Origin of the sequence: Streptomyces sp. NPDC102259 (assembly GCF_044766465.1) — a bacterium.
Lineage (GTDB): Bacteria > Actinomycetota > Actinomycetes > Streptomycetales > Streptomycetaceae > Streptomyces.
The window spans coordinates 87,360-104,253 of the sequence record NZ_JBIWMA010000020.1 but is presented as its reverse complement, the minus strand read 5'-3'; the positions used below and the strand labels follow the sequence as shown (position 1 = coordinate 104,253).

Sequence of the window (16,894 nt, the reverse complement as noted above, 5' to 3'; positions counted from 1 at the left end):
TTCAACGATGACTGGGAGCCATGCTGTGACCACCGACTCGTCCGCCGCCAGAAGGGCCCGCCTCGCCGGCCTCACCGCGAGCGCCGCCGCCATGGTCGTTCTCGTCTCCGCCTGCGGAGGGACGGGCGGAGGCTCGACCTCCTCACCCAAGAACTTCAGCTACCTGAGCGTCACGGAGAACACCACCGTCAAGACGGCCCTGGGCACCCTCGCCGACGGAGCCTGCAAGACGGCGGACGATGCCCTGCCGCTGAAGGTGGAGACGGTGCCGCAGGCCGGCCTCGACCAGAAGCTGCAGCTGCTGGCCGGCCAGAACGCCCTTCCGGTGCAGTTCGCGGCCGGCAACGCACCGGCGCTCACCCAGCAGCTCTTCAAGTCCGGCAAGGTCGCCGACCTGGAGAAGGAGCTGAAGAAGCTGGGAGTCTACGACCAGCTGGAGCCTGCGGCCGTGTCCACGATCAAGGCTCTGTACGGCGGCAAGCTGGAGGTGCTGCCGTACGAGTACAACATCGAGGGGATCTTCTACAACAAGAAGATGTTCTCCGCCAACGGCCTGAGCGTGCCCGGCACCTGGGACGAACTCGTCGCGGCGTCGGCGAAGCTGGAGGCCAAGGGGATCCAGCCGTTCTCCGCCTCCGGTCAGCAGGGCTGGCCCCTGACCCGGCTGATCAGCGGCTACCTGTACCGCAGCCTCGGCCCCGAAGCGATGCAGGACGTCGCCGACGGCAAGGCCCAGCTGACCGATCCCGAATACGTCAAGGCCGCCGAGGTGATCGCCGCCCTGGGCGAGAAGGGCTACTTCGGCAAGGGCGTCGGATCGATCGACTACGACACCGCCATGAACCAGTTCCTGTCGGGCAAGGCCGCCATGTTCTACATGGGCAGCTGGGCGCTGGCTAACATCGCCGACGAGAAGCAGAACACGGTGGGCGCCGACAACGTCGGCTTCATGCCCTTCCCCGCGGTCGGCGGCGGCAAGGGATCGATCGACCAGTACCCCTCCAACGTGGGCCTCGGTATCACCCTGGGCGCCCAGTCCTTCGACGAGAAGACCGGCGACTGGGTCTCCTGCATCACCAAGAACTACGGCAGCACCGCGCTGAAGGACCAGGGCTCCATCTCCGGATTCAAGGTCAACACCGAGGTCGAGGACGCCAACGAGGTGACCGGCCAGGTCCGCCGGACGATCACGTCCTCGAAGCAGAACGTGCTGTGGTTCGAGGCCCTGTTCTCCACCAAGGCCACCACGGTCAGCCAGACCAACGCGGCCGGCCTGGTCAACGGCAGCCTGAGCCCGGAGAAGTTCATGCAGACCGTCCAGGACGCCCTGACCGCCCAGTAGGGCGGACCGCTGCCCAGGGACCGTGAACCCCTGGGCAGCTCCCGAGTCCCGCCACCCACCCACACGAACTGGACTTCACTCATGCACCGCGTGCTCGGTGACCGCAAGGCGGTCCTGATCCTGCTCGGTCCCGCCCTGCTCGTCTATTCGCTGATCATGCTCGTTCCCATGGTGTGGTCGCTCGGATACTCGTTCACCGAGGGCAACACCATCGAGGGTTTCACCGGCAACGGCCTGGAGAACTTCCAGCGCCTGTTCACCGACCCCGCCGTGCGGGACGCCCTGTGGTTCACCGCCAAGTACGCGGTCGTCGTGACCGTCGGCCAGGTCGTCGCGGGCTACCTGCTGGCGCTGCTCTACGTCTTCTTCCTCAAGAGGGCCTCGGCACTGATCCGCACGCTCGTCTTCTTCCCCGTCGTCCTGCCCACCGTGGCGGTGGGGCTGCTCTTCCAGAAGTTCTTCCAGGTGGCCCCGCAGACCGGGCCGGTCAACTCCCTGCTGAACGCCGTCGGTCTGGACTCGATCGACTTCTTCGGCAGCGCAGGTCACGCCTTCTGGGTCCTGATCATCATGGACATCTGGCGCTCCATGGGCTTCTACGCCGTCCTGCTCTTCGCCGGCCTGGTCGACATCCCCGAAGAGGTCCTGGAGTCCGCCCGACTCGACGGCGCCTTTGGCCTGCGCCTCATCCGCCACATCGTCCTGCCGATGTCGTTCCCGGTGCTGATGTCCTCGCTCATCTTCAGCATCAACGGCACGCTCAAGGTCTTCGACTCCATCGTCGCGCTGACCAACGGCGGCCCCGGCAACGCCACCACCCCGCTGACCCTGTACATGTTCCAGACGTCGTTCACCTACGGCGACTACGGCTACGGAAGCACGATCGCGCTGCTGCTGACCGTGGTGTGCCTGCTGGTGACGCTGGTCGTCTTCCGCGTCTCGCGGCGCGACCTCACGGAGGGCTGAACCCATGGCCATCGACATGCCTTCGAAGACCTCCGGTGCTCACCACGGCGGGGGCGAGGAGCGCCGGGTCGGCAACGCCGGGCCGCGCCGACGCCGTCCGGGCCGCCTGTGGGTGAGGATCGTCGTCGCGCTGCTGCTCGTCGTCGAGGTGTACCCGCTCGTCTGGATGTTCCTGACCTCGCTGAAGTCCAACAGCGACTACCTCAACAACTCGACGTGGAGCCTGCCCACCACGTGGGAGTGGGGCAACTACACCGAGGCCTGGACCACCGGCAACATCGGGCTCTACATCCAGAACAGCCTGCTCGCCGTGCTGCCCGCGCTCGCCCTGATCCTGCTGCTGGGAACCGCCGCGGGCTTCGCCCTGCAGGTCATGGTGTGGAAGGGACGCAACCTGACGCTGCTGGTCTTCCTCGCGGGCATGATGGTGCCGCCGCAGATGATCCTGCTGCCGCTCTTCACCGTGTACTTCCAGACCGGGCTGTCCGGCACTCTGTGGCCGCTGATCCTCACCTACACCGGCACCGGCCTGCCGCTGACGGTGTTCATGATGGCCACCTACTACAAGACCGTGCCCCGTGAGCTGTTCGAGGCGGCCACCATCGACGGCGCCGGGATCCTGCGCGCCTTCTGGACCATCAGCGTGCCCATGGTCCGCAACGCCCTGCTCACCGTCGGCCTGGTGCAGTTCTTCTTCATCTGGAACGACCTGCTCATCGCGCTGACCTTCACCAACAACCAGGATCTGCGCACCATCCAGGTCGGACTGCTCAACTTCACCGGCGACTTCGGCGCCACCCAGTACGGCCCGCTGTTCGCCGCGATCTGCATCAACGTCTTCGGCACCCTCGTGATCTACCTCTTCCTCAACCAGAAGGTGATGAAGGGTCTGACCTCCGGCGCCGTCAAGGGCTGACCCCCCACCGGCCCTTCGGCCGGCAGCAGTCCGCCCCGCTTTCCAAGGAAGGTTCCCCCAGCCGTGTCCCTCCAGCCTGCCCCGGTCACGTTCGAGCACCTGCGTGACGGCCTCGGTATCGGTGTCGCCGAACCCCGCCTGTCCTGGCACACCCCCGGCCTCCCCGTCTCCCAGGATGCCTACGAATTGGAGTTCGCCCGTTCCGGCGTCGTCCACCGCACCGGACGGATACCAGGGGCCGACCAGCGTCTCGTCGCCTGGTCCGGAGAGCCGCTGAACTCGCGTGAGCAGGTGTCGGTCCGTGTACGGGTGTGGACCGACGAGGGCACCGAGCCGACCCGGTGGAGTGACGTCGCCACCGTGGAGGCCGGGCTGCTGAAGGCCGAGGACTGGGCAGCCGTGCCGGTCGGCGCCGCCACCGCCCAGGACCCCGACACCGATCGCCGCCCGGCCCGGGTCCGCAGGGACTTCACCCTCACGTCCCCCGTCTCCCACGCCCGCCTCTACGTCACGGCGCACGGCCTGTACGAAGCCGAGATCAACGGCCGCCGCGTCGGCGACGACAGCCTGTCTCCCGGCTGGACGGTCTACGGCGAACGCCTGCGCTACTACACCTACGACGTCACCGGCCACCTCACCGAGGGCCCCAACGCCATCGGTGCCTGGCTCGCCGACGGCTGGTACCGCGGCCGTATCGGCTTCGACGGCGGCTACCGCAACCTCTACGGCGACGACCAGTCCCTCATCGCCCAACTCGAGGTCCACCACACCGACGGCACCACGACGGTCGTCGCCACCGACACCACCTGGCGCGCCGCCGAAGGCCCGATCCTGTTCACCGGCCTCTACGAGGGGGAGACCTTCGACGCCCGCCTCCACGACCCCTCGTGGTCCACCCCGCACCCCACCGACCCGGCACCGACCTGGACGCCGGTGAGCACCGCCACCAGAGACCCGCGCACCCTGACCGCCCCCAGCGGCGCACCCGTCCGCTGCACCGAGGAGATCCTCCCCGTCTCGGTCACCACCACAGCCGACGGCCGTCACCTCCTCGACTTCGGGCAGAACCTCGTCGGCCGCCTCCGCATCACCGTCGACGGCCCCGCCGGCACGACCATCACCCTGCGCCACGCCGAGCTACTCCAGGACGGCGAACTCGCCACCCTTCCCCTGCGCGAGGCCGTCTCCACCGACACCTACATCCTCGACGGCAGCGGGCAGCAGACCTGGGAACCCCGCTTCACCCTGCACGGCTTCCGCCACGTCGAGATCACCGGCTGGCCCGGACAGCTCACCGACGACGCGATCGTGGCCAGGGTCTATCACACCGACATGCGCCGCACCGGCTGGTTCGAGTGCAGCGACCCGCTGGTCAACCGGCTGCACGAGAACGTCGTATGGAGCATGCGCGGCAACTTCGTCGACCTGCCCACCGACTGCCCCCAACGCGACGAACGCCTGGGCTGGACCGGCGACATCCAGGTCTTCGCCCCCACCGCGAGCTTCCTCTACGACTGCGCGGGCATGCTCGACTCCTGGCTTCGCGACGTCGCCGTGGAACAGCTCCCCGACGGAACCGTCCCCTGGTATGTGCCCGTCATCCCCGGCGGCCCCCAGTGGACGCCGATCAAGCCCGGAGCGGCCTGGGGCGACGTCGCCACCCTCACCCCGTGGGTCCTCTACCAGCGCTTCGGTGACCTCGAACTGCTGCGACGTCACTTCCCCATGGGCCGCGCCTGGGTGGACCTGATGACACGACTGGCCGGGGAGAGCCGCCTGTGGGACACGGGCGACCAGCTGGGGGACTGGCTCGACCCCATCGCCCCGCCGGACGACCCGGCCGCCGGCCGCACCGACCGGTACCTCGTGGCCACCGCCTACTTCGCCTGGTCCGCGCGCCATGTGCAGTGGGCCGCCCGCGAACTGGGCTACACGCAGGTCGCGAAGGACTACGCCCGCCTGGCCGACGAGGTCGCCGAGGCCTTCCGCGCCCGCTTCGTACTCGCCGACGGTCGCATGACCAGCGACGCCCCGACCGCCTACTCGGTCGCCCTGGCCTTCGGTCTCCTCACCGACGACCAGCAGCGCCAGATCGCGGGTGACCGGCTCGCCGCACTCGTCCTCGAGGACGACGCGCGGATCGCCACCGGCTTCGTCGGCACACCCCTCATCTGCGACGCGCTCACCGACACCGGACACGTCGATGTCGCGTACCGGCTGCTCACCCAGACCGCATGCCCCTCCTGGCTCTATCCGATCACCATGGGCGCGACCACCATCTGGGAACGCTGGGACAGCCTGCGCCCCGACGGCACCCTCAACCCCGGCGGCATGACCTCCTTCAACCACTACGCCCTGGGCGCCGTCGCCGACTGGATGCACCGGGTCGTCGCCGGCCTCGCGCCCGCCTCGCCCGGCTACCGCACCATCACCTTCCGCCCACGCCCCGGCGGCGGCATAACCTGGGCCAGGGCCGGCCACGAAACCCCCTACGGCACAGCCGCCGTGTCCTGGGAGCAGACCGCGACAGGCCTGACCGTCGAGGTCACCGTGCCCAGTGGCTGCCAGGGGCTCATCGAGCTGCCCGACCGCGCCCCGCTCACCGTCGGCCCCGGCGAACACCGCCTCGACACCGGCGAGTTGGACCGCACCGCGGTCTGACCCGCCCTGCCCGACCGGCACATGAACCGGGCGGGACCATGCAACGCTCCGCCCCTCCATGGCTCTCCTCCGCCCCGCCTGCCTTCCTGTCGCGGGCGCTTCGAGGAGGAAGGACGGGGCGGCGCGGGGACGTGCCTGACCCCGTCCCCGCGCCGCCCCTGCGCACCACGTTCACCACCAGGCCGCTCATGGACGACGGGCGGCCCCCACGCACCACCTCGTGATCCCGACCTGCTCTCGCACCAAGGAGAATGTGACGTGACGCGTTCCAGAGGAATGACCCGGCGTGAAGCCGTAGCCGTCTCCGTAGCCGCTCTGGGAGGAGCCGCGGTGGCGACCGCCGCACTCCCCACCGCCGCCGTAGCCGCGCCCCGGGCGGCGTCCTCGGCGGACCAGCCCTGGCGGGACAAGCGCACGTCACCCGCGCGTCGGGCCGGGGCACTGCTCGGCGCCATGACGTTCGAGGAGCAGGTCGCTCTCGTCACCGCGGTCGAGATCCCGGACTTCAAGCCGCTGGAACGCCTCGGCATCCCGGCGATGACCCGCGTCGACGCTTCCGACGGGCTGCGCGGCGACACCGGCGTGACCGCCTTCCCCGCGCCCAACGCCCTGGCCGCCACCTTCAACACGGAGCTGGCGGAGGAGTACGGCGCCACGATCAGCACGGAAGCCCGCGCCAAGGGCTGGAACATCCTGCTCGGCCCCACGCTCGACATCCTGCGCGACGCCCGCTACGGCCGGCAGGCCGAGTCCTACAGCGAGGACCCCCTGGTCAGCGGGCTCATCGGCGCCGCGGTCACCCGGGGCTTCCAGAAGAACGACACCATCGCCCAGATCAAGCACTTCACCGCCTACAACCAGGAGGAGGGGCGCCTGTCCCTCGACGTCGCGGTCTCCGAGCGGGCGTTGAGGGAGGTGTACTACCCCGCGTTCGAGCACACGATCCGCGAGGGCGGCGCCCTGTCGATCATGGGCTCCTATCCGAAGATCAACGGCGTCTTCGCGTGCCAGAACAGCCACGTCATCAGCACTCTGAAGACCGACCTGGGCTTCAAGGGCTACCTCGGCACGGACTTCTACCCGCACGCGGACCGCGTCGACTGCGTCAACGCAGGTGTCGACTCCACCGCCCTCATGCCCGACATGCCGAAGGACGCCTTCACCGACGGACGCATCCCCACGGCGCGCACCCGGGATGCCGCGCACCGCATCCTGTACGCCCTGTTCGCCTCCGGCGCCTACGACAATCCCCTGCCCGCCACGCCCGCCGACGTGGTGACCACCGACGCCCACCAGAACCTCGCCCGGACCACCGGCGAACAGGCGACCGTCCTGCTGAAGAACGAGGGCGACCTGCTGCCGTTGTCGAAGCGGCGGACCATCGCGGTCATCGGCCCGGCCGGCAAGGACACGATCACCGGGGTGGAGGGATCCTCCTGGGTCGACCCCGGCGACTTCACCACGGCCCTGGAAGCGATCACGAGCAAGGCCGGCGCGGCCCGAGTGCTGTTCTCCCAGGGCACCCTCGGCGACACCACCCTGGCGACCGTCCCCACCGACGTGCTCACCACCCCCGACGGAAAGCCCGGCCTCCACGCGGAGTTCTTCGCGGGCGAAGACCTCGCCGGTACACCGCTGGCCACGACCACCACGCCCACCGTCGACTTCCGGTACGGCAACCCGGTCGGGAGTCTCCCCGCCCAGTGGTCGGCCCGCTGGACCGGACGGATCACCCCGCCCACCACCGGCCCGGTGCGATTCGCCGCGCTGCTGTCCGGTGCGGCCAGGCTCACCGTCGACGGCAAGACCGTCATCGACGAGTCCCGGTACTCGTGGGACTCCTTCATCGGGCCCAGGGAATGGCCGGTCGGCGGCGTCATCGAACTGACCGGCGGCAAGGCCGTCGACATCACCGTCGAATACAGCACCAAGGACGCCGGATACTACGGTCCCGGCCTCGTGCTCGGCTGGCAGCCCGAATCCCTGATCGCCGCCGCCGTCGCCACGGCCGAGAAGGCCGACGTCGCCGTCGTGTTCGTCAACAACTACAGCGGTGAAGGCCTCGACCGCGAGGACCTCGCCCTGCCCGGCGACCAGAACCAGATCATCGAGGCCGTCGCCGCGGCCAACCCTCACACCGTCGTCGTCCTCAACACCTCCGGCCCCATGCTCATGCCGTGGCTCGGCCGGGTGAAGTCCGTCCTGCAGGCCTGGTACCAGGGCGCCGCCACCGGCACCAGCATCGCCAACGTCCTCTACGGCGACGCCGACCCCGGCGGACGCCTGCCGATGACGTTCCCGGCGACCGAGGAACAGGGCCCCACCCAGTACACAGGCGGCAAGAACGACGCGGCCAACGGCACCATCACGTACGACGAGGGCATCTACGTCGGCTACAAGTGGTACGACAAGCACGCACAGAAGCCGCTCTTCCCCTTCGGCCACGGCCTGTCCTACACCTCGTTCAGCTTCGACCATGCTCGGGTCACCACTCGCGGACGCGGTGACGAGGCCGCCGAGGTCGGCGTCGAGGTCCGCAACACCGGCCGGCGTACCGGTTCGGAGGTGGTGCAGGTCTACATCGGGCACCTGCCCACCGAGGTCGACACCCCGGCCAGGACACTCGCCGGCTTCGCCAAGGTGGAGCTGGCCCCAGGGCACCGCAAGACGGTCAGGGTCGCCGTCAGCCGGCGCATTCTGTCCTACTGGGACGAGTCCGAGAACCAGTGGGTCACTCCCGCCGGCAAGGTCCGTGTCTACGTGGGCCGCTCCGCCGCAGACCTCGAGTACGCCGGCACCGCTACCGTCCACTAGCGTCGCAGGGAGTGGCTGGGCCGAGTGGGTCCTGGACATCCCTGGCCGGCGAAGCTGGTGCGGAGTATCCGGCGCTTCGGCCGGCCGTGGGTGCGGACGTGCCCTACGGCCCGCAGACGCGGCGACTCGTTGACTCATTGACTCGGTGACTCGGAAGCGTTCGGCAGATCACCCGATCGGCCGAGCCTGCCGGAGAACCGGCGGGGCACCAGGACTCTCGCGTGCCCGGACGTGATCCCAGTCGAACCCCGGATACGTGTGTGGGCGGGTCCCATGGTCATCCCCGAGTGACCATGGCACCCGCCCAGCCGCCCAGCCGCCCACCCGCCCATTCTGGTCTGCGGGGCCAGGTCTGAACGGGTCGATCGGCCTCACCCCGAGACCGTCGGGGTTAGTGTGTGGTCGCGCTGAGTGAGCCGTCAGGCCGGATCGGCGACTGCTGGTGACGGTTTCCCGAGCGTCAGCACGTCGGTCGGCATGGGCAGGGACGGGCCGTGTGGCCTCGAACGCCATTTCCGACCGGTCACGGACGCAGCGATGAGTTTTCCCGGCTCGGCGAGTCTCACCACCGTTGTCGACAGCACAGGAGGAACACATGGCTCAGCTACTGAGAGTGCAGAACTTCACCGTCTCGAGCGACGGCATCGGTGCCGGTGAAAACCAGAGCCTGGAGAGCCCGTTCGGCCACGTCGATCCCGGAAGGCTGTTCGCCTGGGCCGGCGCCACGGCGAGCTGGCCCAACCGCACCGACCCCGGGGGGAGCCGGGGCCTCGACGACTACTTCACCCGCGACTTCACCCACAACATCGGCGCCGAGATCATGGGACGCAACAAGTTCGGGCCCCAGCGCGGGCCCTGGGCCGACCATGAGTGGCTGGGCTGGTGGGGGGAGGAACCGCCGTTCCACACCCCGGTGTTCGTCATGACGCACCACGAGCGTCCTTCGTTCTCGCTCTCCGACACCACGTTCCACTTCGTCGGCGGCGACCCGGCCACGGTCCTGGAACAGGCGCGGGAGGCGGCGCAGGGCAAGGACGTCCGACTCGGCGGCGGGGTCACGACCGTCCGGCAGTTCCTCGACGCCGACCTCGTCGACACCATGCATGTGGCGGTCTCGCCGGTGAAACTCGGGTCCGGACTACGACTTTGGGAGTCACCCGATGAGCTGCTCGACCGGTTCCACCTGGAGGTCGTGCCCAGCCCGAGCGGCATGACACACCACCTGTTCTGGCGAAAGTGACCGGTCCTCAGGGCCGGCTGGTGGCGGTCGAGCCCAGGATCACGGCCGCGGTCTTCGGCATGATGTGGCCCGATGCCCTGATCGAGGCGGCGAAGCAGATCACCGTCCCGATCGAGTTCGACCTGCAGTGGGACAACGAGCGCATCCCGCGCGAGGCCGGTCTCGCGCTGTTCGACGCCTTCGCCGCGAAGGAGAAGACACTGCACGCCAATGTCGGCAAGCACTTCGAATGGCCCCTGTTCGAGGTCGACAGCGCAACCCGGTTCCTCGCCGGCCTGAAGGTGAGCGGCAGCGGCGTCCGGTCCGCCCATCGGGCGCCGCTACCGCGGCCAGGGGGAGGGGGCGGGGCCCGTGTTGCCGTAGGAGGCATCGGGGCCGTGCTTGCCGTGCTTGCCGTACGGGACGCCTCGCGGATGCCAGCGGCCTCCTGCTGCCCCTGGGGGAGATCGGCGTGGCTGCCGGAGCTTGTGTGACCGGTCACAGGCATGCGAGAATTGTGAGCGGTCACAACAGGGGCGTCAAGGACCGTGACCGGGGATTCTCCATCCCGGAGGGGGAGATCGCGTTGACCACCGCCGTCGGAACAGCCGACAGCTCCCGTCTCTGGTCGCACCCGGAACTCGGGCTGCACGCCGTCATGGACGCCACCGGCTCGGTCCGGTTGGGGACGCCCGGCCAGGACTGGGCAGGCCTGGTGCCCCTCGTCGAGGTCACCGCCACCGGCCACGGACGCCTGTGGTCGGGGGAGCGCTTCATCGAGACCGTCATCGGCGACCGCCTGGCCTACCGCGACCACGAGACGGTCCAGGACGGAACCCGGGAACGTACGACGGTCCGCCTGGCGGACCCCGCGACCGGCCTGGCCGCCGAGGTGACCCTCGAGACGCGATCGGGCGCCGGTTTCCTGCGGGCGCGGGTGCGCTTGGTCAACGAGGGCGGCACACCGCTCCGGCTGGAGAGTGTGACCACCCTGACGCTCGGCGGAATCGCCGGCGCCGACGGCGGCCTCGACGGCCTGACCCTGCACTGGGCGGACAACGACTGGCTCGCCGAATGCCGCTGGCGGCAGGCCGCCTTCCGTGACCAGGTCGTCCCCCTGAGCAGGGCCGCCCACGGGCACGAGGGGCGCGGCTGCTTCGAGCGCCACTCGCAGGGCAGCTGGTCCACCGGCCGCCACCTCCCGATCGGCGCGCTCACCGACCGGGAGGGACGCGCCTGGCTCTGGCAGATCGAGTCCAGCGCGGGGTGGCGCTTCGAGACGGGCGAACGCGAGGGCGCGGCCTACGTCGCCCTGCTCGGCCCCGACGACGCCCACCACCAGTGGCACCACACCCTCGCACCCGGCCAGGAGTTTCACACCGTTCCCGCCGTCCTCGTCCGGACCGAGGCGGGCGGTCTGGACGCCGCCTTCGGCGAGCTCACCGACTACCGCCGCGGTCTGCGCCGCGACCACCCCGACCACCGCACCCTCCCGGTGATCTACAACGACTACATGAACACCCTCATGGGCGACCCGACCACCGAGCGGCTCCTGCCGCTCGTCAAGGCGGCGGGCGAGGCCGGCGCCGAGGTCTTCGTCATCGACGCGGGCTGGTACGACGACGACGCCCAGGGCTGGTGGGACGCGGTCGGCGCGTGGGAGGCCGCCCCCCGCCGCTTCCCGGGCGGCATCCAGGAGGTCCTCGACGCCATCCGGACGCACGGCATGGTGCCGGGGCTGTGGCTGGAGCCCGAAGTCGTCGGTGTCCGCAGCCCGTTGGCCCGAACCCTGCCGCCGGAGGCGTTCTTCCAACGGGGCGCCGTACGGGTCACCGAACACGGACGGCACCACCTGGACCTGCGCCACCCCGCGGCGCGCGCCCACCTCGACTCGGTCGTGGACCGGCTGGTCGGCGAGTGGGGCGTCGGGTACCTCAAGCTGGACTACAACATCAACATCGGCCCCGGCACGGAGAGCGGCCTGGAGAGCCCGGGCGCCGGACTGCTCGGGCACCACCGCGCCCACCTCGACTGGATGGCCTCCCTCCTCGACCGGCACCCCGGCCTCGTCCTGGAGAACTGCGGGTCCGGCGGACTGCGTATGGACTACGCGCAGCTGTCCGTGGCCCAGATCCAGTCCACCAGCGACCAGCAGGACCCCCTGCGCTACCCGCCCATCGCCGCCGCGGCCGCCACCGCCGCCACGCCTGAGCAGGCCGCCGTGTGGGCCTACCCCCAGCCCGACCACTCCCTCGACGAGATCGCCTTCACCCTCACCGGGGCCCTGCTGGGCCGTGTCCACCTCTCCGGCTTCCTCTACCGCATGAACGACGACCAGTTCGACCTCGTCCGCTCGGCGCTCGGCGTGTACAGGGACATCCGCCCGGACGTCCGGCAAGCGCGCCCCTTCTGGCCGCTCGGGCTGCCGACCTGGGAGGACGCCTGGCTCGCCCACGGTCTGCGGGGTCAGGACTCCACGTACCTCACGGTGTGGCGGCGGGAGCCCGGCGCCGGGCCGGCGAGCCGGGCCCTCACCCTTCCCCACCTGCGCGGCGTCCACCTCCACCCGGAGGTCCTCTATCCCGCGACCGCCGACGCCACCACGGAGTGGGACGCGGCCGCGGGCAGGCTCACCGTGGTCCTGCCTCGCCCCGACACGGCCGTTCTCCTCAGGCTGAGCGCGGTGCGGGCCCTGTGACCCCGGTCGAGTTCCCGAAAAGCGGTGGTGGCCTGCCCGCTCAGCGCGGATGGATGCGGTCGGGGTCGACCGTGTCGCGCACGGGCTGGGAGCCGGGCGGTGACCGACGATCCGCGCCTCGCCGGGTCACCCCGCTGACCGCTGCGACTTTCAAGGCACGCTTCTGGAAGATGACACGGCGGCTTCCTTCGAGCATTCCATGCACCCGACCCGGCTGTAACTGATCTACGTGGGTCGCCACGAGAGAAGGAAGGCTTGCGCCGGCGGTTGTTCGTCGAGCATGGTGCGGGCGGAATCGAACGATGAGTCTCTTGTCAGGTGTGGTGTCGTGTGTGACGGGTGTTCACCAGCTGAGAGCCGCCGCCACCGGCAGGTGGTCGCTGCCGGTGGACGGCAGCACCCAGGAGCTCTTCGGCTGCACGCCGCGGACCAGGATCTGGTCGATCCGCGCCACGGGGAACTTCGCCGGCCAGCTGAAGCCGAAGCCGTCCCCGGCCGCGTCCTGGGCCGATCGCAGCTGCGAGGTGATGGCGTCGAACGCGCGGTCGTCCGTGGTGCCGTTGAGGTCGCCGAGCAGCACCACACGTTCGTTCCGCTCGGCGGCGACGGCCTCGCCGAGCGCGCGCGCGTTCCTGTCCCGCGAGTCCGTCCAGAAGCCCGCCCTGGGATTCACCCGTACGGATCCCAGGTGGGCGACGTACACCGCCAGCGGCCCCTGGCCCGTGGCCACCGTGGTGCGCAGCGCCCGGTTGTAGGCCAACTTGACGTCGGCCGACTTGGTGTCCGCCAGTGGCCCGACATCCTGCTTGATGTCGACCGGCCGGGTGTCCGACAGCGGCAGCCTGCTCCATAGCCCGACCGTGCCCTGCACCGTGTGGAACGGGTATGTCTTCGCCAGCTCCTTCTCGTACGTGCCCCTGGCCTGCTGGGTCAGCTCCTCCAGGGCCAGCACGTCCGCGCCGGAAGCGGCCAGGTCGCGGGCGGTGCCCGCCGGATCGGGGTTGTCGGCTCCGACGTTGTGGCTGACCACGGTGAGGTCCGCGCCCGAGTGGGACTTGTCGCCGAGCAGCCCGCCGAAGAGGTTCAGCCACACCGTGACCGGCAGCAGCAGCGCGGCCACCGCGGAGGCGGAGCGCCGCCACAGCGCCCCGGCCAGCAGCACCGGGACGAACAGGCCGAACCATGGCAGGAGGCTCTCGACCAGGCTGCCGAGGTTCCCGATCCGGTTCGGGATTTTCGCGTGGAGCAGCATGAACAGACCCAGCAGCAGCGCCAGCCCCGCGAGGACCGGGCCGCGCTTCCAGGGCTCCGGCCGGGCGCCGACGTGGACCAGCCGGCGGATGCCCGCGCGCCGGGTGCCGGAGTCAATATCCGGGCGGGCGGCGTCGCCCCGCCCGGTCTCCGCCGTGCCCACCTGCGCCATCGTCTGTCCTCGCTCACCGCCGGTCACTGCTGCATCCTCGGTTCCTGGGTGGAGTTGGCGTACGTACGCGGGATCGCGTCCCCCGACACAGGAGGAGACGTCGCCGCCTGGCGGAGGGCCTCATGGCGACTTACAGGCCGACGACAAGGAGTGGGTTCGAGTCATGCTGCCAGTCAAGGCAGCCCCGTGTTGCCGGCACGTATGCCGTTTTCGATATGCCGACGATATGCGCCGGCTCGTAGTCTCGGAGCATGCGTGTGTTGGTCGTCGAGGACGAACCGTTTCTGGCAGAAGCCATCCGCGATGGTCTGCGCCTGGAGGCGATCGCGGCCGACATCGCAGGTGACGGCGACACCGCTCTGGAACGGCTGAGCATCAACGCCTACGACATCGCCGTCCTCGACCGCGACATCCCCGGACCTTCCGGTGACGAGATCGCCGAACGCATCGTCGCCTCCGGCAGCGGCATGCCCATCCTCATGCTCACCGCGGCCGCCCGCCTCGACGACAAGGTGTCCGGGTTCGAACTCGGCGCCGACGACTACCTCACGAAGCCGTTCGAACTCAGGGAACTCGTGCTCCGTCTCAGAGCGCTCGACCGCAGGCGCGCCCACAGCAGGCCACCCGTGCGAGAGATCGCGGATCTGCGGCTGGACGCGTTCCGCAGAGAGGTCTACCGCGACGGCCGCTACGTCGCGCTGACCAGGAAGCAGTTCGCCGTGCTCGAAGTGCTCGTCGCTGCCGAAGGCGGTGTCGTCAGCGCCGAAGAACTCCTGGAACGCGCGTGGGATGAGAACGCCGACCCGTTCACCAACGCTGTGCGCATCACCGTCTCGGCCCTGCGCAAGCGGCTCGGCGAACCCTGGCTCATCGCCACCGTGCCGGGCGTCGGCTACCGCATCGACACACGACCGGAGACCGGACACGAGGGAGGCGCGCGTGGATAGGTCACCCGGGCTGAGCGTTCGCGTCAGACTCACCCTCAGCTACGCCGGATTCCTCATGCTCGCCGGCGTCCTGCTGCTCGCGGCGGTGTGGGTGTTCCTCCTGCGTTACGTCCCCGACCGTGCGATGCTCATCAACCCCGATGACAAGCCCACGAACGGTGTGTTTCCCGTCCGGTCCGCCCTCCTGGAGGTTTTCGCTCCGAGGGCGGCCGCAGTACTGGTGTTCCTGCTGCTCTTCGGTCTCCTGGGTGGATGGATCCTCGCCGGCCGCATGCTCGCCCCCCTGACCCGCATCACCCACGCCACACGCATGGCCACGAGCGGATCACTCTCCCACCGGATCCGGCTACCGGGTCACAAAGACGAGTTCCGCGAACTCGCCGACGCCTTCGACACGATGCTCGAAGGCCTCGAAGCACACGTCGCCGAACAACAGAGGTTCGCAGCCAACGCCTCTCATGAGCTGCGCACCCCGCTGGCGATCTCGAAGGCGCTTCTCGACGTGGCCCGCGCCGATCCGCACCGCGACACCGGCGAACTCATCGACCGTCTGCACGCCGTCAACACCCGGGCGATCGACCTTACCGAGGCACTGCTCCTGGTCAGCCGTGCTGAACGGCGCTCCTTCACCGGAGAACGCGTCGACCTGTCCCTTCTGGCGGAAGAAGCCACCGAAACCCTCCTCCCCCTCGCGGAAAAGCATGGCGTCACCATCGAGACCTACGGCGACATCGCCCCCACGATCGGATCGCAAGCGCTCCTGCTGCAGCTGACCACGAACCTCGTGCACAACGCGATCGTCCACAACCTGCCTGAACAGGGCACCGTGTGGGTGAATACCGGCGTCCGCTCCGAGACAGTGGTGCTCACTGTCGAGAACACCGGCGAGAAGCTCACCCCGCAGCTGGCCTCGACACTCACCGAACCATTCCAGCGCGGCACCGAACGCGTACACACCGACCACGCCGGCGTCGGCCTCGGCCTGGCGATCGTCAAGACCATCACCCAAGCACACGACGGAGCACTCACCCTCACCCCGCGCTCTGCCGGCGGGATCCGCATCACCGTGGAACTACCCGCGATCAAAGATCGCTAGAACTCCGGAGCCATGTACCGGGGGTTCGGTTTCCGATCCGGAGCCTCAGCTGTCGGCCAGGGTGCGGGCGAGGAGGGGCAGCAGGCGGTCCCAGTGGCGTTGCAGCGCGGCGGGGTCGAAGGCGTCGGTGTCGGCCATGGTGAAGCCGTGGATGGTGCCGGGGTAGATCTCGGAGGTGTAGCCGACACCTGCGGCGTCCAGGGCCTGGTTGAGCTCACCGAGGGCCTCGGGCGTCAAGTCGCCTTCGGCGTGGCCGAGGTGGACCTGGGCGGTGAGCTTGGAGAGGAGGCCGGGCCCGTCAGCGCCCACGGGGCCGTGGAATCCGGCAACGGCGGCCACCTGGCCCGGGTGGGCCGCGGCGGTGCGCACCGCCAGGAGGCCGCCTATGCAATAGCCGGTCACCGCCACCGGTCCGGCGCCGACCTCGGGCTGGGTGGTGAGAAACCTGAGATAGGCCTCGGCGTCGCTCAGGACCCGTTCGACGGTGTGGGCCTCGATCAAGGGCATCAGCTGGGCGAAGATCGCGGCCCGGACCTCGTTTCCGATGTGCTCGGGAAGTGCGATCACCGGCGCCGGGCCGTGCCGGTAGAAGAGGTTGGGGACGAGCACGTAGTACCCGTGCCCGGCCAGTTCGCGGGCCATCTCCCGCAGCACGGGCCGGATGCCGAAGCCGTCCGCGTACATCAGCACCCCTGGGTGCCGCTCACCGCCGTCGGGGAAAACAGCGAAAGCGTCGGCCTGGCCGTCCGCGGTGGGGATGTGCAGGGTCTTGGTGGGCATGCGATCTCCTGTCGTGGTTGACGTGTCGAGCT

The 16,894-nt window shown here is 69.5% G+C and carries 11 protein-coding genes and 1 pseudogene; 10 read left to right on the top strand and 2 right to left on the bottom strand.

What is annotated here, in order from left to right; genetic code table 11:
• Nucleotides 1-25 precede the first annotated feature (25 nt).
• From ACIRPU_RS34010 to ACIRPU_RS33975, 8 genes and pseudogenes are all read left to right on the top strand, one after another.
• Nucleotides 26-1,342, top strand: a complete 1,317-nt coding sequence (locus ACIRPU_RS34010) for an ABC transporter substrate-binding protein (protein ID WP_403874291.1) — start codon at nucleotides 26-28, stop codon at nucleotides 1,340-1,342.
• A gap of 81 nt (nucleotides 1,343-1,423) precedes the next feature.
• Complete coding sequence (locus ACIRPU_RS34005) at nucleotides 1,424-2,308, top strand: carbohydrate ABC transporter permease (protein WP_403874289.1); 885 nt, start codon at nucleotides 1,424-1,426, stop codon at nucleotides 2,306-2,308.
• Between the two features lie 4 nt (nucleotides 2,309-2,312).
• Nucleotides 2,313-3,224, top strand: coding sequence for a carbohydrate ABC transporter permease (locus tag ACIRPU_RS34000; protein WP_403874287.1), 912 nt, complete (start codon nucleotides 2,313-2,315; stop codon nucleotides 3,222-3,224).
• 63 nt (nucleotides 3,225-3,287) lie between these two features.
• The gene (locus ACIRPU_RS33995; protein ID WP_403874285.1) at nucleotides 3,288-5,885 is read left to right on the top strand and encodes a family 78 glycoside hydrolase catalytic domain; all 2,598 of its coding nucleotides are present in this window, start codon (nucleotides 3,288-3,290) and stop codon (nucleotides 5,883-5,885) included.
• 330 nt (nucleotides 5,886-6,215) lie between these two features.
• Nucleotides 6,216-8,699: a beta-glucosidase gene (locus ACIRPU_RS33990; RefSeq protein ID WP_403874283.1), complete on the top strand. Its 2,484-nt coding sequence runs from the start codon at nucleotides 6,216-6,218 to the stop codon at nucleotides 8,697-8,699.
• A gap of 595 nt (nucleotides 8,700-9,294) precedes the next feature.
• On the top strand, nucleotides 9,295-9,939 hold the full coding sequence (locus tag ACIRPU_RS33985; protein WP_403874281.1) for a dihydrofolate reductase family protein: 645 nt from the start codon (nucleotides 9,295-9,297) through the stop codon (nucleotides 9,937-9,939).
• A 20-nt stretch (nucleotides 9,940-9,959) separates the two neighbouring features.
• Nucleotides 9,960-10,211 (top strand): annotated as a pseudogene (locus ACIRPU_RS33980) (alpha/beta hydrolase); the annotation flags it as partial.
• Nucleotides 10,212-10,576: 365 nt separating this feature from the next.
• Nucleotides 10,577-12,616 carry an alpha-galactosidase gene (locus tag ACIRPU_RS33975; RefSeq protein ID WP_403874381.1) on the top strand — a complete coding sequence of 680 codons (2,040 nt, stop codon included), beginning with the start codon at nucleotides 10,577-10,579 and terminating at the stop codon, nucleotides 12,614-12,616.
• A gap of 343 nt (nucleotides 12,617-12,959) precedes the next feature.
• On the opposite strand, the gene ACIRPU_RS33970 is transcribed toward ACIRPU_RS33975, so the two are convergent.
• A complete protein-coding gene (locus ACIRPU_RS33970) occupies nucleotides 12,960-14,039 on the bottom strand; it encodes an endonuclease/exonuclease/phosphatase family protein (protein WP_403874279.1) in 1,080 nt (359 codons plus the stop codon).
• A gap of 251 nt (nucleotides 14,040-14,290) precedes the next feature.
• On the opposite strand from ACIRPU_RS33970, the gene ACIRPU_RS33965 reads away from it, so the two are divergent.
• Both ACIRPU_RS33965 and ACIRPU_RS33960 read left to right on the top strand, forming a co-directional pair.
• On the top strand, nucleotides 14,291-14,986 hold the full coding sequence (locus ACIRPU_RS33965; RefSeq protein WP_403874277.1) for a response regulator transcription factor: 696 nt from the start codon (nucleotides 14,291-14,293) through the stop codon (nucleotides 14,984-14,986).
• A 10-nt stretch (nucleotides 14,987-14,996) separates the two neighbouring features.
• On the top strand, nucleotides 14,997-16,082 hold the full coding sequence (locus ACIRPU_RS33960) for a sensor histidine kinase (protein ID WP_403874379.1): 1,086 nt from the start codon (nucleotides 14,997-14,999) through the stop codon (nucleotides 16,080-16,082).
• A 45-nt stretch (nucleotides 16,083-16,127) separates the two neighbouring features.
• Here the strand turns inward: ACIRPU_RS33960 and ACIRPU_RS33955 are convergent, their stop codons facing one another.
• A complete protein-coding gene (locus ACIRPU_RS33955) occupies nucleotides 16,128-16,862 on the bottom strand; it encodes a dienelactone hydrolase family protein (RefSeq protein WP_403874275.1) in 735 nt (244 codons plus the stop codon).
• Nucleotides 16,863-16,894: the final 32 nt, after the last annotated feature.

What these genes read in the sequence shown, in the direction of transcription:
- ACIRPU_RS34005 (WP_403874289.1), top strand. Translation starts at nt 1,424, where the DNA reads ATGCACCGCGTGCTCGGTGACCGCAAGGCGGTCCTGATCCTGCTCGGT.
- ACIRPU_RS34000 (WP_403874287.1), top strand. Translation starts at nt 2,313, where the DNA reads ATGGCCATCGACATGCCTTCGAAGACCTCCGGTGCTCACCACGGCGGG.
- ACIRPU_RS33985 (WP_403874281.1), top strand. Translation starts at nt 9,295, where the DNA reads ATGGCTCAGCTACTGAGAGTGCAGAACTTCACCGTCTCGAGCGACGGC.
- ACIRPU_RS33975 (WP_403874381.1), top strand. Translation starts at nt 10,577, where the DNA reads ATGGACGCCACCGGCTCGGTCCGGTTGGGGACGCCCGGCCAGGACTGG.
- ACIRPU_RS33970 (WP_403874279.1), bottom strand. Translation starts at nt 14,039, where the DNA reads ATGGCGCAGGTGGGCACGGCGGAGACCGGGCGGGGCGACGCCGCCCGC.
- ACIRPU_RS33965 (WP_403874277.1), top strand. Translation starts at nt 14,291, where the DNA reads ATGCGTGTGTTGGTCGTCGAGGACGAACCGTTTCTGGCAGAAGCCATC.
- ACIRPU_RS33955 (WP_403874275.1), bottom strand. Translation starts at nt 16,862, where the DNA reads ATGCCCACCAAGACCCTGCACATCCCCACCGCGGACGGCCAGGCCGAC.